This window comes from Nocardia sp. NBC_00881 (assembly GCF_045207455.1).
Lineage (GTDB): Bacteria > Actinomycetota > Actinomycetes > Mycobacteriales > Mycobacteriaceae > Nocardia.
Window position 1 is genome coordinate 1,594,351 of the sequence record NZ_CP108798.1, and the last position, 24,900, is coordinate 1,619,250.

Below are 24,900 nucleotides of genomic sequence, written 5' to 3' on the forward strand. Positions count from 1 at the left end.
GGTCGTCGTGGCTACGCGGCCGGGCCGCCGGTGTTCGACGTGCTCTCGTCGTTCGAGTCGGCGAGCCGGTGGCGCAGCAGCTTTCCGGCCGCGTTGCGGGGCAGGTTCTCCGCGTACCGCCAGTCGGCGGGCACCTTGAACCCGGCCAGCCTTTCCCGGCAGTAGATCCGCAGCTGCTCCGGATCGGGGAGCGCGGCCTGATCGGCTGCGACGACGTAGGCCCGGATCTTCTGGCCCAGGCGTCGGTCCGGCACACCTACCACGGCCGCCTCGCTGACCTGCGGGTGGGTCTCGAGGATCTGCTCCACCTCGAGTGGGAAGACGTTCTCGCCGCCTCGGATGATCTTGTCGTTGCGGCGGCCCGCGAGGTAGAGGTAGCCGTCACGGAGGTAACCTAGATCCCCGGTGTGCTGCCAGCCGTTCTCGTCGACGACGAACGAGTGTGCGCAACCCGCCCACACCTCGCCGACCCCGTCGGGTCCGGGCTGGTGGATGCGCAGTTCCACCCCGGGAGCCGCGCGGCCGACCGAGCGCAGCAGGTGCTCCTGTCCGGCGATCGCGGCGCGATGGTCGTCCGGGCCGAGCACCGAGAGGGGACTGCCTTCGGTCTGGCCGAACAGGTTGACGAAGTCGACGTCGGGCCGCAGGCGCGCGATCTCCCGCATCGTATCGGGGTGGATGGGCGAGCCGCCGTAGCCGATCATCCGGAGGCTGGGCAGGCCCAGCGCCTCGGCACTCAGCAACATCTCGATGATCGAGGGCACCGTGATCACGTGGGTGGGTGCCACCGGCTCCAGGCTGCGCCAAGCCGGGATGCTGAACGACGGCATGAGCACGATCGTGGTGTTGTTCGCCAGTGCCACCGCGATGTTGCCCAGCCCGCCGACATGGTGGAACAACCCGGCGATCACCAGGCTCGCGCCGGGTTCCAGTTGCAGCAGCATGCCGTTGACCTCGGCCCGACGCCCCAGTGCGTGCTGCCGTGCGACGACCTGTGACGGCAGTCCGGTAGTGCCCGAGGTGTGCATCATGAAGGCGGCATCGTCCGGATCGGAGTCCGGCGGTTGCTGCGGCGGGGTGCCGGGAGTGAGCTCGTCGAGGATCACCAGGCGCCGGCCGGTCGCCGTGGCCAGGACGGTGGCCTTGTCCTTCGACTCCGGCTCGGCGACGAGCAGGTCGCCGTCGAGGCGCCGCAGGCATTCCAGCAATTCGCGCTCGGTCAGCTTGGGCCCGAGCGGAGCCAGTGGCCGGCGCGACAGCACACCGGCCAGCATCAGCGCCACCGACGTGGGCTTGGTGGTCAGCAGCGCGGGAACATACCGGCCGGAGGCTGCCTCGTGCAGGTTCAGAAAGTCCAGTGCGCCCGCGACCTGCTCCAGCAGCTCCCGTGCGGTCCAGGTCTGCGCGCCCGCCGGTGTCGCCGACACGATCGCGGGTGCGGCCGGATCCGCGGTGAGACTCCGCCACACCTGCTGGGTCCAGGTCGGCACCGATCCATTCATCAGTCAACTCCTTCTGTCCGGCCGCTGCTGACCCACTTACATTAATAGGTATATCATTTGCCTGTCTGCCCCCCAGGTTGTGTGGACGAGGGCGCATGGAAACCCGTTCCCATTAATAGTTGAATTATTGCATTTAGGATTGCCTGGTCGGCCGAGCCAACGCAGGCGGTCGGGCGGGCTGTCGATGGCGAACAGGGAGATGCGTATGTCGGCCGATTCACCGAAGTCGAAGTGGGACCAGCGTTTCGCACACCTGCTGGCCACCGATGACCAGTTCGCCGCCGCCCGTCGCGACGAGTCGGTGTACGCCGAGATCACCAGTCGGACTTACCGTCTGCCCGAGATACTGCGGACGATCCTGGGGGCGTACGCGGAGCGTCCCGCTCTCGGCACCCGAGAGGTCGAGTACACGACGGATCCAGGAACCGGCCGCGCGACGCTCAGCCACCTGCCACGGTTCCGGACCATCACCTACGCCGAACTGCTGGACGGGGCCGAGGCGGTGACGACGACGCTGACCCGGTGGCGGCAGGTCTCGCTGCGTCCGGGTGACCGGATCTGTGTCCTGGGATTCACCAGCGTCGACTACACCGTGGTCGATCTGGCGGCACAGATGGCAGACGCGGTCGCGGTTCCGCTGCATGTCGGCGCGCCCGCCGCGCAGTTGCGCCCGATCGTCGAAGAGACCGAACCGACCGTCATCGCGGTCTCCGCCGACCATCTCGCCGACGCGGCCGAGTTGGTCGAGGCGCATCCACCCGCGTTGTTGCTGGTGTTCGACCACCATCCCGAGGTGGACGACCAGCGCGAGGCGCTGGAGCGGGTTCGCGAGCGACTCTCCGGTCACACCTCGGTCGCCGTCGCGACGTTGCCTGAGGTGATCGCGCGCGCGCCGGAGCAGCCCGCGGTGCCGCTCCCGGATTCCGGGGACGCCGAGCGGTTGGCCTTGATCATGTACACCTCGGGCAGCACCGGCACACCGAAAGGTGCGATGTATTCCGAGCGGATGCTGACCAACGTCTGGCAGCGGGTCCCGCGTGCCGCGGCGCCGTCGATCATCCTGAGCTTCATGCCGATGAGCCACATGTTCGGCCGGGCGACGCTCTACATGGCGCTGGCGCAGGGCGGAACGGCGTACTTCGCGGCCAGGAGCGACATGTCGACCCTGCTCGACGACATGGCGCTGGTTCGGCCGACACTGCTGAACCTCGTGCCGAGGATCTGGGAACTGCTGTTCCAGGAATTCCGCGCCCGAGTGACACGTCACGCCTCCGACGGTGCCGACCTGAGGGAAGTGGAGGCCGCCGTGCAGGCCGAGATGCGCGCGGAGGTGCTCGGCGGACGTTTCGTGGCGGCATCGACGGGGTCGGCACCGATCGCTCCGGAACTGCGGGAGTGGGTCGAGTCGCTGGTCGAGATGCCGCTGCGGGAGGCGTATGGCGCGACCGAGGTCCGTGCCATCATGTTGAACGGCCGGATCCAGCGTCCGCCGGTGACCGACTACAAGCTCGTCGACGTTACCGAGCTGGGCTACTTCTCGACGGACCTGCCGTATCCGCGGGGTGAGCTCTACGTCAAGTCCGTCGACGCGGCCGCCGGCTACTACAAACGTCCTGAACTGACTGCGCAGTTCTTCGACGAGGAGGGCTGGTACCACACCGGCGACATCCTGGCCGAGATCGGCCCGGACCGGTTGCAGTACGTCGACCGCCGCAACAACGTGATCAAACTGTCGCAGGGCGAGTTCGTCGCGATCTCGAAGCTGGAGGCAGTGTTCGGCGGCAGCCCGCTGGTCCATCAGATCTATGTGTATGCCAACAGCGCCAGGTCCTACCCGTTGGCCGTCGTCGTCCCGACCGAAGATGCGCTCCGCGAGCACGACACCGATACGATCGCGCCGATCCTGCTGGAGTCGCTGGACCTGGTGGGGCGGGTCGCGAAACTGCAGTCTTACGAGATCCCGCGGGACATCCTCGTGGAGACGGAGTCGTTCACGATGCAGAACGGCCTGCTCACCGGTATCGGCAAACAGGCGAGGCCGAAGCTCGAGGAGCGTTACGCACCCGCGCTCGAGCGGCTTTACACCGATCTCGCCGAGCGTCAGGAGAACGAGCTGGCCGGGCTGCGTCGCACCGGGGCCGATCGCCCGGTCCTGGAGACCATCGGGCGGGCCGCCGGCGCACTGCTCGGGGCCGCGGCCGAGGCTGTGCGCGTCGGTGTTCGGTTCGCCGATCTCGGCGGGGATTCCCTGTCCGCCCTGACCTTCGCCAACGTGTTGCAGGACATCTACGACGTCGAGGTGCCCGTCGACCTGATCGTCAGTCCCGCCAAAGACCTCCAGGCCATCGCCGACTACATCGCGGCGCACCGCGGAGCGTGCGACGAGCGGCCGACGTTCGCTTCGGTGCACGGCTCCGGCGCGACATCGGTGCATGCTCGCGATCTGGCCCTCGGCGCCTTCATCGATGAACCGACGCTTGCCGCGGCGAGGTCGCTGCCGGATCCGGCGGCGGAGATCCGGACGGTACTGCTGACCGGTGCGACCGGGTTCCTCGGGCGCTACCTCGTCCTGGAATGGCTGGAGCGGTTGAACACGGTCGGAGGCCAACTGATCTGCCTGGTGCGCGCCAAGAGCGACGCTGTCGCGCGCGACCGGCTCGACGCCACCTTCGATACCGGGGGTGCCGAGCTGCCCGCGCGTTATCGCGAACTCGCGGCCGAGCATCTCGAAGTGCTGGCCGGAGACAAGGGCGACGCCGATCTCGGCCTGGATCCGGAGACTTGGCAACGTCTGGCCGACACGGTCGACGTGATCGTCGACTCCGCCGCGCTGGTGAACCATGTGCTCCCGTACCGTCAGCTGTTCGGGCCCAACGTCGTCGGCAGCGCCGAACTGATCCGGCTCGCGATCACGACGCGGATCAAGCCTTACGCCTACGTCTCCACCATCGCGGTGGGCGCTCAGATCTCGCCTCGGAAGTTCACCGAGGGTGCCGATATCCGCACAATCAGCCCGAGCCGCGTGGTCGACGACAGCTACGCCAACGGCTACGGCATCAGCAAGTGGGCCAGTGAGGTCTTGCTGCGCGAGGCCAACGATCTGTGCGGACTGCCGGTCACCGTGTTTCGCAGCAACATGATCCTGGCGGAGCCCGCTCGCGCCGGTCAGCTGAACATCACCGACATGTTCACCAGGATGATCCTGAGCCTGGTGGCAACCGGCATCGCGCCAGAGTCCTTCTACCAGCTTGCCACCGACGGCAGCCGGCAGCCCGCCCACTATGACGGCTTGACTGTGGATTTCGTCGCCGAGGCGATCACCACCCTCGGTGCCCGGGCCAGGGGCGAGTTCGAGACCTACCACGTGACGAACCCGCACGACGACGGGATCGGGCTGGACCAGTACGTCGACTGGCTGGTCGACGCCGGTGGCACCATTCGGCGGGTCGCGGATCACCGGGATTGGGTGCAGCGGTTCGAAACCGCGTTGCGGGCCCTGCCCGAACGTCAGCGGCAGAACTCCCTGCTCCCCCTGCTGCGGGCCTTCGAAGCGCCGCTCCCACCGACCCGGGGCTCGACCACCTCCACCGAACGGTTCGAGGAAGCGGTGCGCCGAGCCAAGATCGGGAACGAGGGGCAGATTCCGCAGATCACCGCTCTGGTTATCGCCAAGTATGTGGCCGACCTGCGCCTGCTGGAGCTGCTTCCGCCTGCCGACGCCGAGCCGGTCCGAAAATAGAAACGAGAACAACCGGAGTGCGGTGGCGCATGAGCGGTGGCGGCGACCGTTGTCAGTGTTCCCGGACTCCGGCTGCCGCGCGCTCAGCCGTTCCTGCCCGGCGCAGGTGTTCCATTGCGGCCGAACACAATTCGTGATCGTGGTCGTAGGGTGCGTAGAAACTGAACCGATCGACCAAGTCGCCGAAACGGGCTTCGATCGCCGGGCCGAGCCGGTCCGGCTCGGCGACGACGGCGAACGTGTTCAGGACATCGTCGTCGATGATGCTGCCCATCCGGGACCAGCGGTCCTCGGTGTCGCTCTTCGACAGTGCGGTCAGCTCGTGCCCAAGGTCCTCCCAGCCGTGCAGCGCGAGGACCGAATAGTAGGCCGGGGTGCTGCCGTAGAAAGCGATCTGCTCGATGGCCGCCCGGCGGGCCGCGGCCATCTCCTCCTCGGTCCTGCCGGTCACCACCAGGCCGGAGAGTGAGACCGAGAACGTGTCGAGCGTCCGTCCCCGCTGGTCGAGGCCGCGCTGCAACGTCGGCAGCGTGTACTCGCGGAGATACCGTTCGGTGGTGAAGGGGTGCGGGAGCAAGCCGTCGCATACCGCGCCGGCGACCTCGGTCATCTTGTCCCCGACCGCCGCGAGGTACACCTTGGGCGGCCCCGACGGGCTGGGCTCCGGGGAGAAGAATGGCGTCATCAGAGTGTGCGAATAGAAGTCGCCGCGGAAGTCCAGCTTCGAACCGGTGTTCCACGCCTCCCAGATCGCCCGCAGTACTTCGACGAACTCCCGCATCCGCGCTGCCGGACGGCTCCACAGCATGCCATACCGGCGCTCGATGTGCGGCCGCACCTGACTGCCCAGCCCGAGCAGCAACCGCCCACCGCTGAGCAGGTGCAGATCGTGTGCGGTGTACGCCAGCTGCATCGGGTTGCGGGCGAACGCGACCGTGATCGCGGTTCCCAGCTCGAGCCGTTCGGTCGCTCCCGCGACCGCAACCAACGGCAGGAACGGATCACCGGTCGACTCCGCGCTCCAGAGTCCGGAGAAACCGCGCTGTTCGGCAGTCGTGCCCACCTCGGCCAGGGCCGTGAGACGATCCGGCCCCAGTGCGTCCGGTTTGGGCAACTTGACATCGACGTGCATGGCGTCCCCTTACTGACCAGACAAAGAGTTTAATTAGATATACATTAGAGAGAGGAGCCTTCGGGCGGCGGTGGGGCGAAACCGGGGCATCAGCTTGAAGTTAAGTAGCAAGATGATAGTATCTCTCATATGGGAACGGTCTTGCACGTGGGGCCGGGGTATCCATCACGAGAGAGGGACGTCGGCGATGGCGCTGATCAACGACACGGTGGGCGAGCTCCCGTATAAACTGCTCGACTTCGACCAGCACTCCTACGAGGCCGAGGACTGCTTCACCCGTTATATGCCGAAGTCCACGATGGACTGGGCGATCTATCCGATCCGGTCGGCGTCGGGCAAGAAGGTGCTGCTGGCCAACGATCGGATCGTGACGGCTCTCGAGGCTGATCTGGATCAGGCGTACGTGCCCGGCTCGCTGGTCGAGATGCTGAAGGCCCGGTCCTCCGGCGAGGCGAGCGATGCCGAGCGGTTCTACGAGCCGATCCAGCGGGAGTACCTGGACAAGGACGCGCGGATCGTGCAGCTCGGGGAGCAGCAGATCGATCACGCCATCATGTATCCCGGCGGGTGGGCCCTGATGGCCGAGGCGTACCTCGACGGTGTCGAGCCGCTCTATGCCAACATCGAGTCGTTCAACCGGTGGATCGCCGAAGACTGGGGGTTCTCCTACAAGAACACCATCTTCGCGCCCGCGCTGATGTCGATGCGTGACCTGGATCGGGCCTGTGCCGAGCTGGATCGGGTGCTGGAGGCCGGCGCGCGGTTCATCATGCTACCGCCCGGCCCTGCGTACGGTCGCTCGCCCGGCGACCCCTGGTTCGATCCGTTCTGGTCGCGCATCAACGAAGCGAAAGCTACTGTCGCCTACCATATCTCCGAGTTCCACTACCAGGCGAACGTCGCCTCGCAGTGGGGATGGGGCCTGGTGCCGCCGTTCCAGTTCTCGGCGTGGCAGTGGCAGAACACCTACGGCGAGCGCCCGATCACCGACACGCTGTCGGCGTTGATCTTCGACAACCTTTTCGGCCGCTTCCCGAACATCACGGTGCTGGTGAGCGAGTTCGGCGCGGAATGGGTTCCGCATTTCATTCGACACATGGACAAGAGCCGGGGCATGGGCCGCAACGGGCCGTGGCTCGGCGGTCAGCTGTCCGAGCGCCCCAGCGCCCTCTTCAAGAAGCACGTGCGGGTGGTGCCTTATCCGGAGGACGACACCGTCTCGCTCGCGGATCGGCTCGGCGGCGTCGACTGCCTGGTGATGGGGTCCGACTGGCCGCACGCGGAGGGGCTGCGCGAACCGGCGGACTTCTACAGCAAGGCCGAAGGGCTCGGAGAGGACGCCCGTCGCAGGTTCTTGCGGACGAACGGGCTGGATCTGCTCGGCCTGTCCTGAATCCTGCCTCTGCGGCCGCGGCGCCCCGGTGCCGCGGCCGCAGCGTGTGTACCGGAACCGGACGCGGGCTCGGCTCGGTCTCTGATGTGGAGCGGAAACTATCGCATGACGACAATCGACAGCGCTGCCCCGACGCGTTCCGGTGGATCGAAGCCCGGTCGAGATGACATGTTCCTCGGAGCGGTCGTGGAAAAAGGACTCGGGATGTCCGCCGAACTCGGGCCCCCGGGGCACATCGTGGTCAGGGCGCCGCTCGGCGGGGCCGTCCGGGGCGCGGACGGATCGGTGTCGAAGGCCCTCCTCTCGGTCGCGTCGGACGCGGCGACCGGCCTCGCGGTGTACTCGTCGCTCGACTGGGAGGCTATGGGCACCACGGCCGAACTCCGGGTCGATCTGCTCGGCGAACCCTCCGGTGCGGCGACCATGCTGGAGGCGACGGGAAGGCTGCTCGGTCGGCACGGTGATTTCGGCACGGCCGTGGTCGACATCCGGGACGACCTCGGCAACGTTCTCGCGCACTCGGTCGGGATAATGTCGATCGATCGGGTCCCTCGCTCCGCCTGGCGCGCGCGGCATCCGGACCCGTCGCGCCTGTTCGATCCGGACTGCGTGCGGGTTGTACCGAGCGGCCCCGGGGAATCCCGAGTCCGTCCTGTCGGCGGGATGCTCAACAGTATGCGATTGCTACACGGGGGCGTGCTCATGGCCTTGGCGGACGCCGCGCAGGATGCGCTTCTCGCCGAGGAACCCGCGGGCCGGTTCCGTCGGGTCCGTCTCGGCGTCGACTACCTGCGTCCGGCACGGGCGGACAGCGAACTGGTGTTCCGTTCGATGATCCGCCGTGCGGGCCGCAGGTTGCGCACCGTCCAGACTGAAATCTCCGAGGCGAACGGAAAGCTTGTCGCCATCGCCACCGGAACCACGGTCGCGCTCCCGGATCCGGCATGACGTCCGGTTGCCGGGAACGCGGATGCCGGTTCAGGTCGGTGCGCCACCGGCATCCGAAACCGGGCTCTGAACGACTCGGGACCGGTGGAGTTCTTCCTGCTCCGCCGTGCCGATCCCCAGCCAGTCGAGGATTTGCGCGGTGTGCTCACCCGGGAGCGGAGCGTGATCGGGCACCCGGGCCTGCGTGCGATCGAAGCGGGGCGCGGGTGCCGGTTGGACGCCGAATTCGCTGTCCAGCAGGGTGTTCCGGGCGGCCAGTTGCGGATGCGACGCGGCCTCCGCGAGCGTGAGGACGGGGGCGACGCAGGCGTCCGTGTCCGCGAACAGACCGGTCCAGTGGTCCCGGCTCCGGGTGGCGAACAGTTGGGTGAGTTTCTCCCTCAGCAGCGGATGATTGCCGGGATCGCCGCGATCGGGGAGGTCTGCTGCCGCGGACCCCAGACCGCGCAGGAACGCCTGCCAGAACGGCTCCTCCAGCGCGGCGATGGCGATGAAGCGGTCGTCCGCGGTGCGGTAGATCCCGTAGTAGGGCACTCCGCCGTCGCCGAAGTTGGTGCCGGGCGCGTCCGCCGCCCACCGGCCCTGTGCCGACATGCTGCGCACGAGTGCGGTGAGGCTGCTGACGCCGTCCACGATCGCGGCGTCGACGACCTGCCCGCGGCCTGACCGGTTCACCTCGTGCAGCGCGGCGACCACGCCGAGTGCGAGGAACACCCCGCCGCCACCCATGTCCCCGATGATCGGCGGCGGCGTCACGGGTACGCCGTCGCGTCCGCCGAGGCCGTGCAGCGCGCCCGTCACCGCGAGGTAGGTGAGGTCGTGACCGGCGGTGTGTGCCGCCGGTCCGTGCTGTCCCCATCCGGTCATCCGGCCGTAGATCAGCCGCGGGTTGCGCGCGTGCGCTTCGTCGGGGCCCAGCCCCAGGCGCTCCGCCACACCCGGACGGAACCCCTCGATTACGACGTCGGAGCGTTCGATCAGGCGTAGTGCGACCCCGAGACCCGCCGGCTGCCGCAGGTCGACCGCGAGGGAACGACGTCCGCGGTGCAGGTGGTACCGGCGTGGATCGGCGCCACCACGCCTCTTCTCGTAGTCGGAGAGGGTCGTGGTGGGTGGGCGCTCGATCCGGATGACCTCCGCGCCGAGATCGGCCAGCAGCATACCGGCATACGGTGCGGGGCCTAGCCCACCCAACTCCGTGACCACGACACCCTGCAGTGGGCCCGTGGTCGCAGCGGGCATGTCGGTCACGTCACCACCTCACTGATATAGATCTATAATCGAATTAGTTTAACTGATGGCTGTCAAGAGCCGGTCGCGGGATGCCACCGCGGTGCGACTCCGCGAGCTGAGGAGAGGGAATGAGTGAGGCTGAGGCTCGGTGACGGCCCGCGACGAGCAGGGCGACGACTCGGCACTGCCGTTGGCGGGGATGCGGGTGGTGGAACTGTCCACCTACGTCGCCGCACCACTGTGTGGGCTGAATTCGGCGCAGCTGGGCGCCGACGTGATCCGTGTGGAACCGATCGGCGGGGCGGTGGACCGTTCCCGGTGGCCCCTCGCGGCGAGTGGCGCGAGCCTGTACTGGAGCGGCCTGAACCAGGGAAAGCGGGCGGTAGAAGTCGATCTCACCTCGCCCGAGGGCCGGGAACTAGTGGCCGACCTCGCAGTGCAGGCAGGTGTCGTGGTCACCAATTCCGAGCGGTACCGGGAGCTGTCGTACGAGTCGCTGCGGTCGCGCCGGCCGGATCTGATCTATCTGGTCCTCACCGGCAGATACGACGGAAGTGCCGCGGTCGACTACACCGTGCAGGCAGCGACCGGCTTCCCGGTGATCACCGGTCCGGAGGACGCGCGGGAACCGGTGAACCATGTGCTGCCCGCGTGGGACGTGGCGGCAGGAATGCTCCTCACCATCGGACTGCTCGCCGCCGAACGGCGCAGGGCCCGCACCGGTGAAGGCAGCCGGGTCACCGTCGCACTGGAAGACGTCGCGCTGGCTGTCGCGGGTAATCTCGGCTTCCTGGCCGAGGCCCAGCTCGGCAACCCGCGCGAGCGGTACGGCAACCACATCTTCGGCACCTTCGGACGCGATTTCGTCACCGGCGACGGCAATCGCCTGGTCGTTGTCGTGCTCACCGCGCGACACTGGCGAGAACTGGTCGAGATCATCGGGCTGGGGGCGGTCTTCGACGCGCTCGAGCAGTCTTTCGACGCCGACTTCCGGCGGGAGGCGGACCGATTTCGGTACCGGGAGGCGCTGGCCGGTGTTGTCGCGGGATGGATGAGCGAACAAACCCGCGAGTCGGTGAAACAGAAACTGGCCGGCCGATCACTGTTGTGGTCCTGGTACCGGAGCTTCGCCGAACTCGTGGCCGACGATGCCCGGTCGTTGCGGGAGAACCCGCTGCTGAGCCGGGTTGAACACCCTGGTGTCGATGGCCACTGGGCACCGGGTTCGCCCTTGATCTTCAGCGGCCGCCGCACCGCCGCCCGACCGGCGCCGGGTGTCGGGGAGCACACCGCCGAAGTGCTCCGGCACTGGCTCGGCTTGTCCGGCGAGCGGCTCGCCGGACTCGCCGAATCCCGGGTGATCGGTACCCGGAACCGCGCCGAAGGCAGGATGTGATGACCGGCACCGGAGCCGAACACATGCGGCGGGAGCCATGGACCGCGCGGGTGCGGCGAACGAACGACGTGGTCGATCCCGCCCCGATTCGAGCCTTGGCCGCGCTGTTCGACGACGGGCTGCCAGCTCCGGCGGCCGGTGAGCCACTACCCGCACTGTGGCATTGGGCGGGCTTGTCCCGATGGTCGGAGTCCGGCCGCACGGGACCCGACGGACACCCTGTTCGTGGTTCGTTCCTCCCCCCGATCGACCTGCCGCGGCGCATGTTCGCCGGCGGCGAGGTGGAATTCCACCGCGCAGTAACCGTGGGCGAGACGGTACGCCAGGAGTCCGTCGTCGAATCGGTGGCCGAGAAGAGAGGGAGAAGTGGGCCGCTGGTCGTCGTCACGGTGGCGACGAGGATCTACGCGGAACACGGCCCGCTCGCGATCACGGAGAAGCAGAACCTGATCTACCGGGAGAGCGGACCGCTGTCCGCTGCCGCACCCGTGGCGCGCGCCGCGGCGGAATCGTCGCTGGTCGGCGCCCCACTACGGTTCGTCGCGGACCGGACCTGGGACTTCGTAACCGATCCGGTATTGCTTGTGCGGTTCTCGGCGGTCACGTCGAACACCCACCGTATTCACTACGACTGGCCGTACGCCACCCTGATCGAAGGGTATCCGGGCCTCCTGGTGCACGGCCCGCTGACGAGTCTGGCACTCGTCGAGACGCTGCGGCTGCAGGGGCTGGCCGGGCGGATCAGAAGACTTCGGCATCGGAATCTGCGCCCCCTGTTCTGCGCCGAACCGGCACAGCTACGCCACACCGGGCAGGACGAAGAACCCCAGCGCCTGGAGATGCACAAGCACGGCGAACCGGACCCGTGCGTGCGCCTCGACGTCGAGTTCTCCGATGCTTCGTTCGAGGAAGGCAATCATGAACCCTGAGTCGCAGAACCTCACGAGGGCGCGGGAGATCGTCGGAGCACTGCTTTCCGTGGTGCAGAAGGCCGCGATCGGCTCGTCGGTCGCCGACGACAACCAGGTCGTCGCCTACGACCTGGCATCGATCTCGGCGGGGGTTGCGGCCGCCGCCGAACTGGTCCGACACGGCGACCACGGGTCGGGTGGGGACGACCTCGCGCTGGTGTTCGCCGCGGATGTCGCCGCCGATCTGCGCGGACGTATCACAGGGCGGGAAGCTCTCTGGGGCACCGATTTCCACGCGCTCGACGACGTCGAGGCGGCAATCGCCGCCGGACGTGACCCGGCGATGCTCGAACAGGTGGCATCGCGCGTCGCCGCGACAATGGAAGCGGGATCGCGGAATATTTCGGAAGATCTGGAGCTGGTGCGCCGGACCTTCCGGCAGTTCGCGGAGGAGCGGGTCACGCCGATCGCCGAGCGGGTGCATCGCGAGGATGCGGACATCCCCGAGCACATCGTGGCGGGCCTGTCCGAGATGGGCTGTTTCGGCCTGTCGATCCCGGTGGAGTATGGCGGTTTCGCCGAAGGTGGCGCCGACGAACTGCTCACCATGGTTCTGGTCACCGAGGAGTTGTCGCGGTCGTCGCTCGGCGTGGCCGGATCGCTGATCACCCGTCCGGAGATCATCGGTACGGCCATTGCTCGCGGCGGGACCGAGGAACAGAAGCGGCGGTGGCTTCCGCAGATCGCGACCGGAGCGAAACTCTGCGGTGTCGCGGTGACCGAACCGGATCACGGTTCCGATGTCGCGGGGATCAGGACGAACGCGGCTCGCGACGGCGACGAATGGGTGCTGTCGGGGGTCAAGACATGGTGCACATTCGCCGGCCGGGCCAACTATCTATTGGTGCTGGCGCGCACCGATCCCGACCGGTCGTCCGGGCACCGCGGTCTCTCGCTGTTCGTTGTGGAGAAGCCGTCGTTCGACGGGCACAGCTGGCGGGTGACCCAAAACGGTGGCGGCTCGATCGAGGGACGGGCGATCTCGACCCTCGGCTATCGGGGCATGCACTCGTTCGAAGTGACCATCGACCGGTGGCGGGTCTCCGCGCAGGACCTGATCGGCGAGGACGACGGCATCGGCCGCGGATTCTACCTGCAGATGCAGGCCTTCGCGAACGCGCGCCTGCAGACCGCCGCCCGTGCGGTGGGCGTGATGCAGGCGGCGCTAGAAGCGGCTGTCGACTACACCGGCCAGCGGTCGGTGTTCGGCCGGCCCCTAGCGGAGTACCAGCTGACCCGGGCCAAGATCGCGCGGATGGCGGCCTTCGTCGCGGCCTGCCGTACCTTCGCGTTCTCGGCCGCGCGGGCCGTCGCGAGCAACGGAGGACAACTGGAAGCCGCGCAGGTCAAACAGCTCGCGTGCCGTGCAGCGGAATGGGTCGCGCGGGAAGCTCAACAGCTGCACGGCGGCTACGGCTACGCGGAGGAATTCGCGATCTCGCGCCTGTTCGTGGACGCGCGGGTGCTGTCCATCTTCGAGGGTGCCGACGAGGTACTCGCGCTCAAGGTGATCGCCCGGCAGATCGGTGCGTGATCGAGGTCAGATCGGCGGCGGCCGACCGGACCCGGTTGATCAGCTGCCGGTGCCGCGCGGGATCAGTCCGTACGCCCGGCGCAGACCGGCCCCGATCTCCTCGACGGTCAACTGCTCCCCGGACCGCGAGGTGTAGCTCGCGCCGGAATCTATGGCCCACGGATTCACTCGCGCCACGGTGCCGCCGTTGACCCGCAGCACCGCGCCGGTCAGCCAGCCGGATTCCTCGGAGCACAGCCATGCCGCGAGCGGGGAGGAATTCGCCGGGTCCATCGGATCCCAGCCCTGGGCCTCCTCGCGGTCCGACATCACTGAGTCGCTGGTCATCCGGGTGAAGGCCAGCGGGGAGATGGCGTTGCAGGTCACGCCGTAGCGAGCCATCTCCATTCCGGTGATCATGGTGAGGCTCGCGATGCCCGCCTTCGCGGCGCCGTAACCGGACTGGCCGATGTTGCCGAACAACCCGGTGCCCGATGTGGTGTTGACGATCCGGCCGGTGACCGCGCCGCCGGACTTCGTGACCAGCCGCCAGTGGTCGCAGACGTGCTTGGTCACGGTGAAAGTGCCCTTCAGGTGCACCGCTATCACCGCGTCCCAGTCCTGCTCGGACATCGAGGTGATCATCCGGTCGCGGACGATACCCGCGTTGTTCACGACGGCGTCGAGCCGTCCCCAGGTGTCGACCGTGCGGGCGACAAGATCCTGGATCCCGTTCCAGTCGGTCACGCTGGTCCGGTCCGCGAACGCCTCGCCGCCGAGTTCCTTGATCTCGTTGACGACCGCCTCACCCGGCGTCTCCGCGCTCTCCTCGCCGTGTAGCCCGACACCGAGATCGTTCACCACGATCTTGGCGCCCTGACGGGCGAGTTCGAGCGCGTGGCTGCGACCGATGCCGCGCCCGCCGCCAGTGACGATGACCACGCGACCGTCCAGAAGACCCATCTGCCAATTCCTTCCAACATCGACCGAATGCGCCGCGGGTACGCGGCAGCGCCAGCGAGCGAGATACCCCGGGTGTGGCGCTCTCACCTCGCCGCCATTATAGTATAATAATTAAGTGAAAACCTGGGGAGAGTGCGGCGGGCGGAAAGGGTAGCGACGTGGATTTCGGATTGACCGACGAGCAGGAGATGCTGCGCAAATCGGCACGTGACTTCGTCAACCGGGTGTGTCCGCCGGAACGGGCGAAGGAATGGGACGAGCGCGAGATCCTGCCCGCCGAGCTGCTGCGCGGCTACTCGGACCTGGGCTGGTTCGCGATGCCGTTCCCCACGGAAGCCGGGGGCGACGGCGGCGGAGCGGTCGAGCTGACAATCATCGCGGAGGAACTGGGCAGGGCCAGCTTCGACGTGACGATGTCGTTCATCGGCGTCCTGATTCCGGCCCTGACGGTCTTCCGCTGGGCATCGTCCGAGCAGAAGCAGTGGATCCGGGACGAGATCATGACCGGCAGGCACCGGCTGGCGGTGGCGATCTCGGAGCCGGACGTCGGTTCGGACGCGGCCGCGCTGCGCACGACCGCGGTCGACGCCGGTGACCACTACGTCGTCAACGGGCACAAGATGTGGTGCACCGGAGGAAGCCAGCCCGACACCACGATCGCGATGTACGTGCGTACCCAGCAGGCGTCCCGGAAGCACGACGGGCTGAGTCTGCTGCTGCTCGATCCGGCGTCCGAGGGCGTCCAGATCCGGCGTATGCCGACCCTGGCCCGTCACCTGCTCGGCACCACCGAGCTCACCCTCGTCGATGCGAAGGTGCCCAAGGGCCGCCTCGTCGGCCCGGAGAACCGGGGCTGGGAGATCATGCTGTCCAACCTCGAGTTGGAGAAGGTTCTGCTGTCCGGCGGATACGTCGGGGCGGCACAGGCGACGCTGGACGACATGCTCGCATACGCGAAGACCCGGCAGGCGTTCGGCCGGCCGATCGGGGAATTCCAGGCGCTCGCCCACGATATGGCCGACCTACAGATGGACATCGATGCCGCTCGGCTGCTGACGCGCCGTGCCGCGTGGATGCTCGCGCAGGGCCAGCCGTGTAACCGGGAAGGAGCGATGGCCAAACTCAAGGGATCGGAGACCTACGTGGCGGCCGCGCGACTCGGCATGCAGGTCATGGCGTCGCACGGGTTCTCGACCGAGAGCGTCATGAGTTTCCGGTATCGCGAGTCGATCGTCACCACGATCTCGGGAGGCACAAGCCAGATCCAGCGCAACGCCATCGCGCGAAGCATGGGCATCCGGGCGTACTGAGCCCTTCCACCAGAATCACGAGAGGACGTGAACTGTATGCGTCGCAAGATCTTCGACGCCGAGCACGAACAGTTCCGGGAGACGGCCCGGACCTTCTTCGAGAAGGAATGCGTGCCCCACACCGACGAGTGGGAGAAGGCCGGCAAGACCAGCCGTGAAGTCTGGCTGAAGGCCGGCGAACTGGGCCTGCTCGGCTGGGACGTGCCGGAGGAATACGGCGGTGCCGGCATCAGCGACTTCCGTTTCAACGCGATCCTGGACGAGGAATACTGGCTCACCGGGACCGTCGGGGTCGGGTTCGGCGTCCAGAACGACATCGTCGCCCCCTATCTGGTCGATCTCACCACGGAGGAGCAGAAGAGGCGGTGGCTGCCGGGATTCGTCTCCGGGGAGATCATCACCGCGATTGCGATGTCCGAACCCGGGGCGGGCTCGGATCTGCGCGCGATCCGCACTACGGCGCAGCGTCAGGGCGACGAGTACGTCATCAACGGTTCCAAGACATTCATCTCCAACGGCCTGCTCGCCGACCTGGTCATCGTCGCGTGCAAGACCGACCCGAGTGCGGGGCACCGGGGCGTCAGCCTGATCGTGGTGGAGACCGGCACACCCGGCTTCACCCGCGGCCGCAAGCTCGACAAAATCGGTCAGCATTCCGCGGACACGGCCGAACTGCACTTCGAGAACGTCCGGGTGCCGGTCGAGAATCTGATCGGCGAGGAGAACCGTGGTTTCTACCTGTTGATGCGCAACCTCCCGAAGGAGCGGCTCGGCATCGCGGTCCACGCCGTCGCGAGTTCCCGGCGCGCCTTCCACCTGACCCTGGCCTACGCGCGGGAGCGGCAAGCTTTCGGTCAGCCCATCGGCAAGTTCCAGGTGAACCGGCACGCCCTGGCGGAGATGCGGACCAAGATCGAGGTGATGCAGACCTATCTCGATCAGTGCATCGTGGCCGTCAACGCCGGAGAGCTGACCGCCGAGGAGGCGGCGGGGGCGAAGTGGTGGACCACCGAGACGCAATGGGAGATCCTCGACCGAGCTCTGCAGCTGCACGGCGGTTACGGCTACATGAATGAGTACGAGATCGCGCGGCTATGGCGGGATTCGCGAGTTCAGCGGGTGTACGGCGGTACCAACGAGATCATGAAGGACCTGATCGGCCGATCGATGGGGTTGTGACCTGCCGGAACCGAAAACGGGTCAGCCGGAGGAGTCCGGTCGGCCTGTTTGTTCGTCCGGCGCCGGTCAGTCCCAGAGTCGACGGCAGGGTAGCCACGGAAGATCTGGGTGTACCCGGTCGTCGACCAGGACGACCAGGTGCGCGGGGTGTCTGCTCATCGCCTCGGCGAAGTTCGCCGCCTGTTCGAGGGTGGACCTGAACTGGAGTACGAGGCCGTCGTAGACGACGCGGATCCGGCACAGCACGATTCGGGGGGCTACGGAATCAGGCACTGGCGGCTTCCCCTAGCGCGGCGCGGGCGATGATCACCTGCTGGATCTGGCTCGTACCCTCGTAGATCCGGAACAAGCGGGCGTCCCGATAGAAGCGCTCGACCGCGACCCCGCGCATGTAACCGGCGCCGCCGTGGATCTGCACAGCTCGGTCGGCGACTCGGCCTACCATCTCCGAACAGAAGTACTTCGCCGCGGCGGGCCCCGCGATGCGGTCCGTCCCGGCGTCGTAGGCGCGGGCGGTGTCGAGCAGCAGGGCGCGGCCCGCGCGGTAGTCGGTGAGGGAGTCCGCGACGAGTCCCTGCACCAGCTGATGGCGTGCGATCGGCTTCCCGCCCGAGTGCCGCGTCCGGGCGAATTCGACCGACTCCGCTACGAGGCGGTTCGCCATGCCGACGCAAAGTGCGCCGATGTGAATGCGGCCGTGGGCCAGGCACTTGGCCGCGATCCGAAAGCCGTTGTCGATTCCGGCGTCGCCGCCGACGACCGCGTCGGCCGGAACCCGGACCTCGTCGAGGTAGACATCCGCGGTCCACGCGCCGAACTGGCCCATCTTGTGATCCTTCGGCCCAATGGAGACGCCCGGCGTATCGGTCGGAACCAGGAAGGTGGTGATGCCACGGGCGCCCAGCGCCTCGGGGTCGGTGCGCGCGAACATCATGATCACGTCGGCGACCGGCGCGTTGGTGATGTAGCGCTTCGCGCCGTTGATCACCCAGTCGGCGCCGTCCCGCCGCGCGGCGGTCTTCAGCGTGGCGGGATCGGACCCGGCATCCGCCTCAGTGAGGCCGAACGAGGCCGTGACATCGCCGGATGCCAGCAGCGGCAGCCACTCGCGTTTCTGCTCGTCGGTGCCGCCCTCCAGCAGCACGTGTCCGGCGATACCGTTGTTGGTGCCGAACAACGAGCGCAGCGCGGGCGTGGTGTAGCCCAGCTCGAACACGAGCTGAGCTTCCTCGTAGGTGTCGAGCCCCAGTCCACCGAACCGTTCGGGAATGGTGAAGCCATACAACCCGATCTTCTTGCACTGCGTGACGATGTGGCCGGGAATCCGGTCGTCCGCATCGATCTGTTCTTCGAGCGGGACCACCTCGCGGCGAACGAAATTCCGGACCGACGTCACGATGTCGGCCAGGTCGTCAGGATCCATGTCGAACTCCCTCTCGTGGATCTCGATCCACTTCGGATCGGTCGTCGGCAGCCGGGCGCCCGAAAGCGCCGGCGGCGCGTAGTGCGCGGATTTCGGATTCGTCCAGGCCGAGCGCTCCGAGTACCTGCTCGGTGTGTTCGCCCAGGTCCGGAATCGGGCCGAGGACGGGCTCGCTACCGGCGATGATCGGCGGCGGCAGCACCGTGGTTACCGGCCCGACCGGGGAATCGACCTCCCGCCATCGGTTCCGGGCGGTGAGGTGCGGATGGGCCACCACATCGGTGGTCGTGTTGTATCGGGCGTTACCGATTCCGGCCGCGTCCGCCGCGGCCTGGATGTCGGCGAGTGTGTGCTCGGCACACCACGCCGCGATGGCTCGGTCCAGCTCCGCCCGGTAGGTCACGCGATCGGATCCACGCCGGTAACGGTCCGCGGTGGCCAGATCGGGTCGCTTCAGCAGCTCGTTCGCCAGGCGTTTCCATTCGTTGTCGTTGGTGGTTCCCAGCACGACCGTATGGCCGTCGCTCGTCGGGTACGCGCCGTAGGGGGCGACCGCAGGGGAACCGAGGCCGACCGGAATCTGGTCGGCGCCGGAGTACCGGCTCCAGGTGAGCGGATATCCCATGAGCTCGACCATGGCGTCGAACAGGCTCACCGCGATCGACGCGCCCTGGCCGGTGCGGTGGCGCTCCTGCAGGGCGGCGAGGATCGAGATCGCCGCGTACAGTCCGGTGCAGGAGTCGGCCATCGGCGGCCCGGGTTTGGCCGGGGCGTCGGGCCATCCGGTGATCGAACACGCGCCGGACTCGGCCTGTGCAAGCAGGTCATAGGCCCGTTTGCCGGACAGTGGCCCACCCTGCCCGTATCCGGAGATCTCGCAGCTGACCAGCTGCGGGAACTCGGCCGCGAGCGTCGCGGGGTCCAAGCCCAGCCGACTGGTGGCGCCCGGCGCGAGGTTGGTGACGAATGCGTCGGCCTGCCGGAGGAGCCGGCGCAGAATCTGCCGCCCCGCGTCGCTCTTCAGGTCCAGTGCCACGGACTGCTTGCTGCGATTGAGCCAGATGAAATGGGCGGCCATGCCGTTCACCACCCGGTCGTAGTGCCGGGCGAAGTCGCCGCCGTCCGGGTTCTCCACCTTGACAACGCGGGCGCCCAAATCCGCCAGGGTGCGTGTGCACAGCGGCGCGGAGACCGCCTGTTCCAGACTGACGACGGTGACGCCACTCAGCGGGCCGTTCGCATTGTCCACGATCGCTCCTCCCGGTCCGAACGGATGCCCGCGCACGGCCGGAGCGGAGTCGGCTGGTTCGGCTGTTGTCTCGAGATGAGCTGCTCCTCGATCGGGACGACGCTCATTCGGTCCTCCGTTACTCAAAGTATCAATATGTGAGTCGACTCTCAACTTGAGAGTATCTATCTCAACTTCCCCCCCCCCCCCCCCCGGACTCGTGGCATCCGGATTCGAGTTAAATAGATGTACTATTTAACGATATACTGCGTCGGGTCTGTACGGCGAGGTTGGAGGTCTGCTGATGTCTGGGCTGGTTGCTTACGGAGTGCACGTCCCGCACTACCGGCTGCAGCGGGAGGCCATCGGACGGGTACTCGGTCCCGGTGGCGGGCGTGGTACCCGGGCGGTCGCCTCCTACGACGAGGACTCCACCTCGATGGCGGTCGAGGCATCCCGTCGCGCGTTGGCGAAGCTGGAGCGATCGGCGGTGGAGACGCTGTACTTCGCTACCGCGTCCCCGGCCTATGCCGACAAGACCAATGCGACCGCCATCCACGCCGCCCTCGACCTTCCGGCCTCGGTCTTCGCCGCGGACATGGTGGGCGCGGTTCGCTCGGGCGTCGCCGCGTGGACGGCCGCGGCACGCGCGGCGGACGGCGAGGGGCTCTCCGTCGCTGTGCTGTCAGACGTGCGCACCGGGCTGCCTGGTGGTGCCGACGAGCGCGACGGTGGCGACGGTGCGGCCGCGTTCGTCTTCGGCAACCGTTCCGATGCCCCGGTGCTAGCCGATCAGGTCGGTGTGGGACACGCCAGCACCGAGGTACTGGAGCGCTGGCGGTTGCCCGGCGAGGCGTCGTCCCGGGTGTGGGAGGAGCGTTTCGGCGAAGATGTGTATCTTCCGCTCGCCGCACAGGCCTTCACGGATGCCTGCAAGGCCGGAGGAGTCACCGCGCCCGAGGTGGACCACCTGATCGTGGCTGGTCTGCACTCCAGGGCGGTGGCGCGCATCGGCGGTACGCTCGGGACCCGCCCGGAGGCCCTGGCCGACTCCCTCACCGGCGTGATCGGAAACGCGGGAACCGCCCAGCCCGGCATTTTGCTGGCCGACATACTCGATCGAGCAGAGGTCGGCGCCCTCGTCGCGCTGGTGGTGGTCGCCGACGGGGTCAGCGTCTTCCTGTTGCGCACCACGGCAGCGCTGGCGGCCGGCCGGCCCAGCGCGTCGGTTGCCGCTCAGATCGCTTCCGGCGACACCGATCTGGGCTATGCCACGTTCCTGTCCTGGCGCGGCTTTCTGGCGAAGGAGCCGCCCCGGCGCCCCGATCCCGACCACCCGTACGCGCCGCCCGCACGCCGCCGGGTCCGGTGGAAGTTCGGCTTTGTCGGTTCGGAATGCCAGCAGTGCGGCCAGCGGCACCTGCCACCGAGCCGGATCTGCTCGAACTGCCACGCCGACGGCACGATGACCGATCTGCCGATGTCCGGCACCCGGGCGCGAATCGCCACCTACACCGTCGACCGGCTGGCTGCCACGCCCAGTCCGCCGCTCCTGATGGTTGTGCTCGATTTCGACGGTGGCGGGCGATTCCGGTGCGAGCTCACCGATGCGTCCGTTGACAACGTACGGATCGGTGGCGAAGTCCGGATGACCTTCCGGCGCGTCGTGACATCGGGCGGAATTCACAACTACTTCTGGAAAGCGCGTCCGGTGCGCTGAGCGGCCAAGGTCTGAGGAGGAAATCGTGGGATCACGGGGAATCTGTGACAAGGTGGCGATCGTCGGCATGGGATGCACGACGTTCGGCGAGCACTGGAACCGGTCGGCGGACGACCTGCTCATCGATGCGGTCACCCAGGCAGTCGACTCGGCGCATCTGACGGTCGGCGACATCGACGCGTACTGGCTCGGCACCATGGGAAGCGCGGGCAACTCGGGCCTCGTCCTCTCACGGCCGATGAAGCTGGACTACAAACCGGTGACCAGGGTGGAGAATATGTGCGCCTCCGGCTCGGAGTCGCTGCGCAACGCCTGCTACGCGGTGGCGTCCGGCGCCTTCGACGTGGCTATGGCCATCGGTGTGGAAAAGCTGAAGGACACCGGCTTCTCCGGCCTGGTACCGACGCCGGTCGCCGGCGCCTGCGACGACGGGCGTGGTGAGGCCACCGCTCCGGCGACGTTCTCGCTGCTGGCGCCGGCCTACGCGGAGAAGTACGGCGTCGACGAGGACACCTTGAAGGACGTTCTCTCCCGGATCGCTTGGAAGAACCACTACAACGGGGCCCGCAACCCACGGGCGCAGTACCGCAAGGAAGTGCCGATCGAGAAGATCAAGGCCGCGCCCCTGGTCGCAGGCATGCTCGGAATCTTCGACTGCTCCGGTGTCTCCGACGGCTCCGCGGCGGCGATCGTGGTGCGTGCCGAGGATGCCCACCGCTACACCGACAAGCCGATCTACATCAAGGGCCTGTCCTTGGTGGCCGGGCCCGCCGAGGGGTTGGTGAAGTCCGAGTACGACTTCACCACCTTCCCGGAGGTCGCCGCCTCGGCGGCCGATGCCTACGCGCAGGCGGGCGTGACGGATCCGCGGGGCCAGATCGCCATGGCGGAGGTGCACGACTGCTTCACGCCGACCGAGTTGGTACTGATAGAGGATCTCGGCTTCTCCGAGCGTGGCCAGGCGTGGAAGGACGTGCAGGCGGGGGTCTTCGATCTCGACGGAGAACTTCCGGTCAACCCGGACGGCGGGCTCAAGGCGTTCGGGCATCCGATCGGCGCCTCCGGCCTGCGCATGATGTACGAAGCCTGGCTGCAGTTGCGCGGTGAGGCGCCGTCGGAGCGGACGATCACCGGCCTGGCCGAGGGAAGAAAACTCGCGCTCACCCACAACCTGGGCGGTGGCCCCGGCGACTGCGTGTCGTTCGTCTCCGTTGTCGGTAGCGAGCCGAGCACGGGATAGCGAGAGAAACGCAGGACGCGGGAAGTGAGGAGAAGCATATGACTGTCGAACGTTTTCCGGTCGAGGCCGGACACGTTCTGATGTTCCGCCGGGCAGTCGGCTACCCGGATGCGGAAGCCGGAGCCGACACCGCGGGCATCGAGTTCGCGCCGCCCACATTCGTGCAGGCGTCCGCGCAGTTCGAACCGGAGTACCGGCTGCGGCCGAGCCGTGCCCCGTGGTGGGGTTCGGCACGCGAGGCGGGAACCATGTTCGCGGGCGGCGGTGGCCTGCACGCCGAGCAGCACTACACCTACCACCGGCCTGTCCGGGTGGGTGACGTGCTCTCCAGCACGGTCCGACCCGGGAAGGTATGGGAGAAGACCGGGCGTTCTGGCGTGCTGCGATTCGCCGAGACATTCACAGAATACCGGGACGAGCAGGGCGAGCTCGTCGTGACCGCTCGGTCTGTATCGGTACTGAAGAACCCACGGGAGGAACAGTGACGCTCGCCAGCACCGGCGTGGAAGCCGGCGAAGTTCGTGAGGCCGTGGTCGTCGACGACTTGTCACGCACCCGGATCGTCCAGTACGCCGGTGCGTCCGGCGACTACAACCCGCTCCACACCGACGAACGGTTCGCGCGCGAAGTGGCGGGTTACCCGGGTGTCTTCGCGCACGGGATGCTGACGATGGGGTTGACGGCGCGGGTGCTGACCGACTGGGTGGGGGAGGATCGCCTGCTTTCCTACGGGGTCCGTTTCACCACCCAGGTATGGCCGGGTGACAGGCTCACCACGACGGTGACCGCCACCGCTGTCACCGACGGGGTAGCGAAGTTCGAACTGGTCACGAAAAACCAGGACGGTGCGATCGTGGTGTCGGGCACCGCTACCGCCGAGGTCGACTGATGGACTTCGCGTACTCGCCGGAACACGCGGAACTGGGTGCCGTGGTCCGCAAGTTCCTCGCCGAGGTGTCGCCGGAATCCGAGGTCCGCCGGCTGATGACCGAGGAGCAGGGGTGCAACCCGGCGGTGTGGAATCGGATGGCGACCGAGATCGGGGTGCAGTCCCTGGCGATTCCGGAGCAGTTCGGCGGCAGCGGATTCGGCCTCTTGGAGTTGGGGGTGGTCTTCGAGGAGACGGGGCGCGCACTGTTGCCCGCGCCTCTGCTGTCCTCGGTCGGATCGGCCGCGCACGCCCTGCTGGCGTCCGGTGCCGAAGGGGCGTGTGCCCGTTATCTGCCGGATATCGCCTCCGGCAGACTAGTGGCGACGCTGGCGCTGACCGAGGAATCGGGTTCGTGGACCGAGCAGGCCGTGACCACGCGGGCGGTGGCCGGTTCCTCCGGGTGGCAGGTGACCGGGACGAAGTGTTACGTCCTCGACGGGCAGCGCGCACATCTGCTGCTCGTCGTCGCGCGAAGCGAGGCGGGGACCGGACTTTTCGCGATCGACCGCGAAGCCGCGGGTGTCCAGGTCGCGCCGCAGCCGACGCTCGACCCGACCCGGCGGTTCGCCACGGTCGAATTGCGCGACGCGCCCGCGCAACTGGTCGGTGCCGACGGAGCCGGCTGGGCCGCGGTCGAGCAGGCGCTGCTGGTGAGCGCGGTACTGCTGGCGGCCGAGCAGGTCGGCGGCACGTCCGCGGTGCTCGACATGGCGGTTGAGTACGCCAAGACCCGGGAGCAGTTCGGCCGTCCGATCGGCTCCTTTCAAGCGATCAAGCACAAAGCTGCGGAGATGCTGCTCCGACTCGAAGCGGCACGTTCGGCCGTGCTGTACGCCCTGTGGTCACTGCAGACGGCCGCCGACGATCGCCGGGCGGCGGTTTCACTGGCCAAGTCGTACTGCTCGGAGGCCTTCAGCTTCTGCGCCGGCGAGAACATGCAGATCCATGGTGGTATCGGATTCACCTGGGAGCACTCCGCGCATCTGTATCTGCGTCGCGCCAAGAGCTGTGAGTCGCTGTTCGGTTCGCCGACGTTCCACCGGGAACGGATCGCAGCGCTGGCCGGGTTCTGAATCGCG

The 24,900-nt window shown here is 67.6% G+C and carries 20 protein-coding genes; 13 read left to right on the forward strand and 7 right to left on the reverse strand.

What is annotated here, in order from left to right:
• Positions 1–11: 11 nt before the first annotated feature.
• Entirely contained in the window at positions 12–1,502 is a 1,491-nt protein-coding gene (locus OH799_RS06495) for a class I adenylate-forming enzyme family protein (protein ID WP_406276703.1), read from the reverse strand.
• A 205-nt stretch (positions 1,503–1,707) separates the two neighbouring features.
• On the opposite strand from OH799_RS06495, the gene car reads away from it, so the two are divergent.
• Positions 1,708–5,241 (forward strand): carboxylic acid reductase, encoded by a 3,534-nt coding sequence (car, locus tag OH799_RS06500; protein ID WP_406276705.1) that lies wholly within the window; start codon positions 1,708–1,710, stop codon positions 5,239–5,241.
• A 52-nt stretch (positions 5,242–5,293) separates the two neighbouring features.
• Here car and OH799_RS06505 read toward each other — a convergent pair whose 3' ends face one another.
• Positions 5,294–6,373, reverse strand: coding sequence for a TIGR03617 family F420-dependent LLM class oxidoreductase (locus OH799_RS06505; RefSeq protein ID WP_406276707.1), 1,080 nt, complete (start codon positions 6,371–6,373; stop codon positions 5,294–5,296).
• A gap of 187 nt (positions 6,374–6,560) precedes the next feature.
• On the opposite strand from OH799_RS06505, the gene OH799_RS06510 reads away from it, so the two are divergent.
• Together OH799_RS06510 and OH799_RS06515 are read left to right on the forward strand one after the other, a co-directional pair.
• Entirely contained in the window at positions 6,561–7,766 is a 1,206-nt protein-coding gene (locus OH799_RS06510) for an amidohydrolase family protein (protein WP_406276709.1), read from the forward strand.
• A 105-nt stretch (positions 7,767–7,871) separates the two neighbouring features.
• Positions 7,872–8,714, forward strand: coding sequence for a hotdog fold thioesterase (locus OH799_RS06515; protein ID WP_406276711.1), 843 nt, complete (start codon positions 7,872–7,874; stop codon positions 8,712–8,714).
• 30 nt (positions 8,715–8,744) lie between these two features.
• Here OH799_RS06515 and OH799_RS06520 read toward each other — a convergent pair whose 3' ends face one another.
• On the reverse strand, positions 8,745–9,956 hold the full coding sequence (locus OH799_RS06520) for a CaiB/BaiF CoA transferase family protein (protein ID WP_406281872.1): 1,212 nt from the start codon (positions 9,954–9,956) through the stop codon (positions 8,745–8,747).
• A gap of 139 nt (positions 9,957–10,095) precedes the next feature.
• Here OH799_RS06520 and OH799_RS06525 point away from each other — a divergent pair, with 139 nt between their 5' ends.
• Genes OH799_RS06525 through OH799_RS06535 form a run of 3 tightly spaced genes read left to right on the forward strand, consistent with a single transcriptional unit; the run spans position 10,096 to position 13,848 of the window.
• Positions 10,096–11,343 (forward strand): CoA transferase, encoded by a 1,248-nt coding sequence (locus OH799_RS06525; protein ID WP_406276713.1) that lies wholly within the window; start codon positions 10,096–10,098, stop codon positions 11,341–11,343.
• Positions 11,343–12,272 carry a MaoC family dehydratase N-terminal domain-containing protein gene (locus OH799_RS06530; protein ID WP_406276715.1) on the forward strand — a complete coding sequence of 310 codons (930 nt, stop codon included), beginning with the start codon at positions 11,343–11,345 and terminating at the stop codon, positions 12,270–12,272. The genes OH799_RS06525 and OH799_RS06530 overlap by 1 nt, the downstream gene beginning before the upstream one ends.
• Entirely contained in the window at positions 12,262–13,848 is a 1,587-nt protein-coding gene (locus OH799_RS06535; RefSeq protein WP_406276717.1) for an acyl-CoA dehydrogenase family protein, read from the forward strand. The genes OH799_RS06530 and OH799_RS06535 overlap by 11 nt, the downstream gene beginning before the upstream one ends.
• A 39-nt stretch (positions 13,849–13,887) precedes the next feature.
• On the opposite strand, the gene OH799_RS06540 is transcribed toward OH799_RS06535, so the two are convergent.
• A complete protein-coding gene (locus OH799_RS06540) occupies positions 13,888–14,790 on the reverse strand; it encodes an SDR family NAD(P)-dependent oxidoreductase (RefSeq protein ID WP_406276719.1) in 903 nt (300 codons plus the stop codon).
• Between the two features lie 158 nt (positions 14,791–14,948).
• Between OH799_RS06540 and OH799_RS06545 the strand changes: the two genes are divergently transcribed.
• Both OH799_RS06545 and OH799_RS06550 read left to right on the forward strand, forming a co-directional pair.
• Complete coding sequence (locus tag OH799_RS06545) at positions 14,949–16,100, forward strand: acyl-CoA dehydrogenase family protein (RefSeq protein WP_406276721.1); 1,152 nt, start codon at positions 14,949–14,951, stop codon at positions 16,098–16,100.
• Between the two features lie 36 nt (positions 16,101–16,136).
• Positions 16,137–17,279 carry an acyl-CoA dehydrogenase family protein gene (locus tag OH799_RS06550; protein WP_406276723.1) on the forward strand — a complete coding sequence of 381 codons (1,143 nt, stop codon included), beginning with the start codon at positions 16,137–16,139 and terminating at the stop codon, positions 17,277–17,279.
• A gap of 66 nt (positions 17,280–17,345) precedes the next feature.
• Here the strand turns inward: OH799_RS06550 and OH799_RS06555 are convergent, their stop codons facing one another.
• The 3 genes from OH799_RS06555 to OH799_RS06565 are packed head-to-tail and all read right to left on the reverse strand — an operon-like array spanning position 17,346 to position 19,951.
• Positions 17,346–17,552 (reverse strand): hypothetical protein, encoded by a 207-nt coding sequence (locus OH799_RS06555; protein ID WP_406276725.1) that lies wholly within the window; start codon positions 17,550–17,552, stop codon positions 17,346–17,348.
• Positions 17,545–18,702, reverse strand: a complete 1,158-nt coding sequence (locus OH799_RS06560; protein ID WP_406276727.1) for an acyl-CoA dehydrogenase family protein — start codon at positions 18,700–18,702, stop codon at positions 17,545–17,547. The genes OH799_RS06555 and OH799_RS06560 overlap by 8 nt, the downstream gene beginning before the upstream one ends.
• On the reverse strand, positions 18,692–19,951 hold the full coding sequence (locus OH799_RS06565) for a CaiB/BaiF CoA transferase family protein (RefSeq protein WP_406276729.1): 1,260 nt from the start codon (positions 19,949–19,951) through the stop codon (positions 18,692–18,694). Before OH799_RS06565 ends, OH799_RS06560 begins: the two co-directional genes overlap by 11 nt.
• A 283-nt stretch (positions 19,952–20,234) precedes the next feature.
• Between OH799_RS06565 and OH799_RS06570 the strand changes: the two genes are divergently transcribed.
• From OH799_RS06570 to OH799_RS06590, 5 genes are read left to right on the forward strand one after another with little or no spacing between them, the layout of a single operon-like run.
• Positions 20,235–21,650, forward strand: a complete 1,416-nt coding sequence (locus OH799_RS06570; RefSeq protein WP_406276731.1) for an OB-fold domain-containing protein — start codon at positions 20,235–20,237, stop codon at positions 21,648–21,650.
• A 25-nt stretch (positions 21,651–21,675) separates the two neighbouring features.
• The gene (locus tag OH799_RS06575; RefSeq protein WP_406276733.1) at positions 21,676–22,890 is read left to right on the forward strand and encodes an acetyl-CoA acetyltransferase; all 1,215 of its coding nucleotides are present in this window, start codon (positions 21,676–21,678) and stop codon (positions 22,888–22,890) included.
• A gap of 38 nt (positions 22,891–22,928) precedes the next feature.
• Positions 22,929–23,375, forward strand: a complete 447-nt coding sequence (locus tag OH799_RS06580) for a MaoC family dehydratase N-terminal domain-containing protein (protein ID WP_406276735.1) — start codon at positions 22,929–22,931, stop codon at positions 23,373–23,375.
• Entirely contained in the window at positions 23,372–23,779 is a 408-nt protein-coding gene (locus tag OH799_RS06585; protein WP_406276737.1) for a MaoC/PaaZ C-terminal domain-containing protein, read from the forward strand. The genes OH799_RS06580 and OH799_RS06585 overlap by 4 nt, the downstream gene beginning before the upstream one ends.
• Entirely contained in the window at positions 23,779–24,894 is a 1,116-nt protein-coding gene (locus OH799_RS06590) for an acyl-CoA dehydrogenase family protein (RefSeq protein ID WP_406276739.1), read from the forward strand. The genes OH799_RS06585 and OH799_RS06590 overlap by 1 nt, the downstream gene beginning before the upstream one ends.
• The last annotated feature ends 6 nt before the right edge of the window (positions 24,895–24,900 follow it).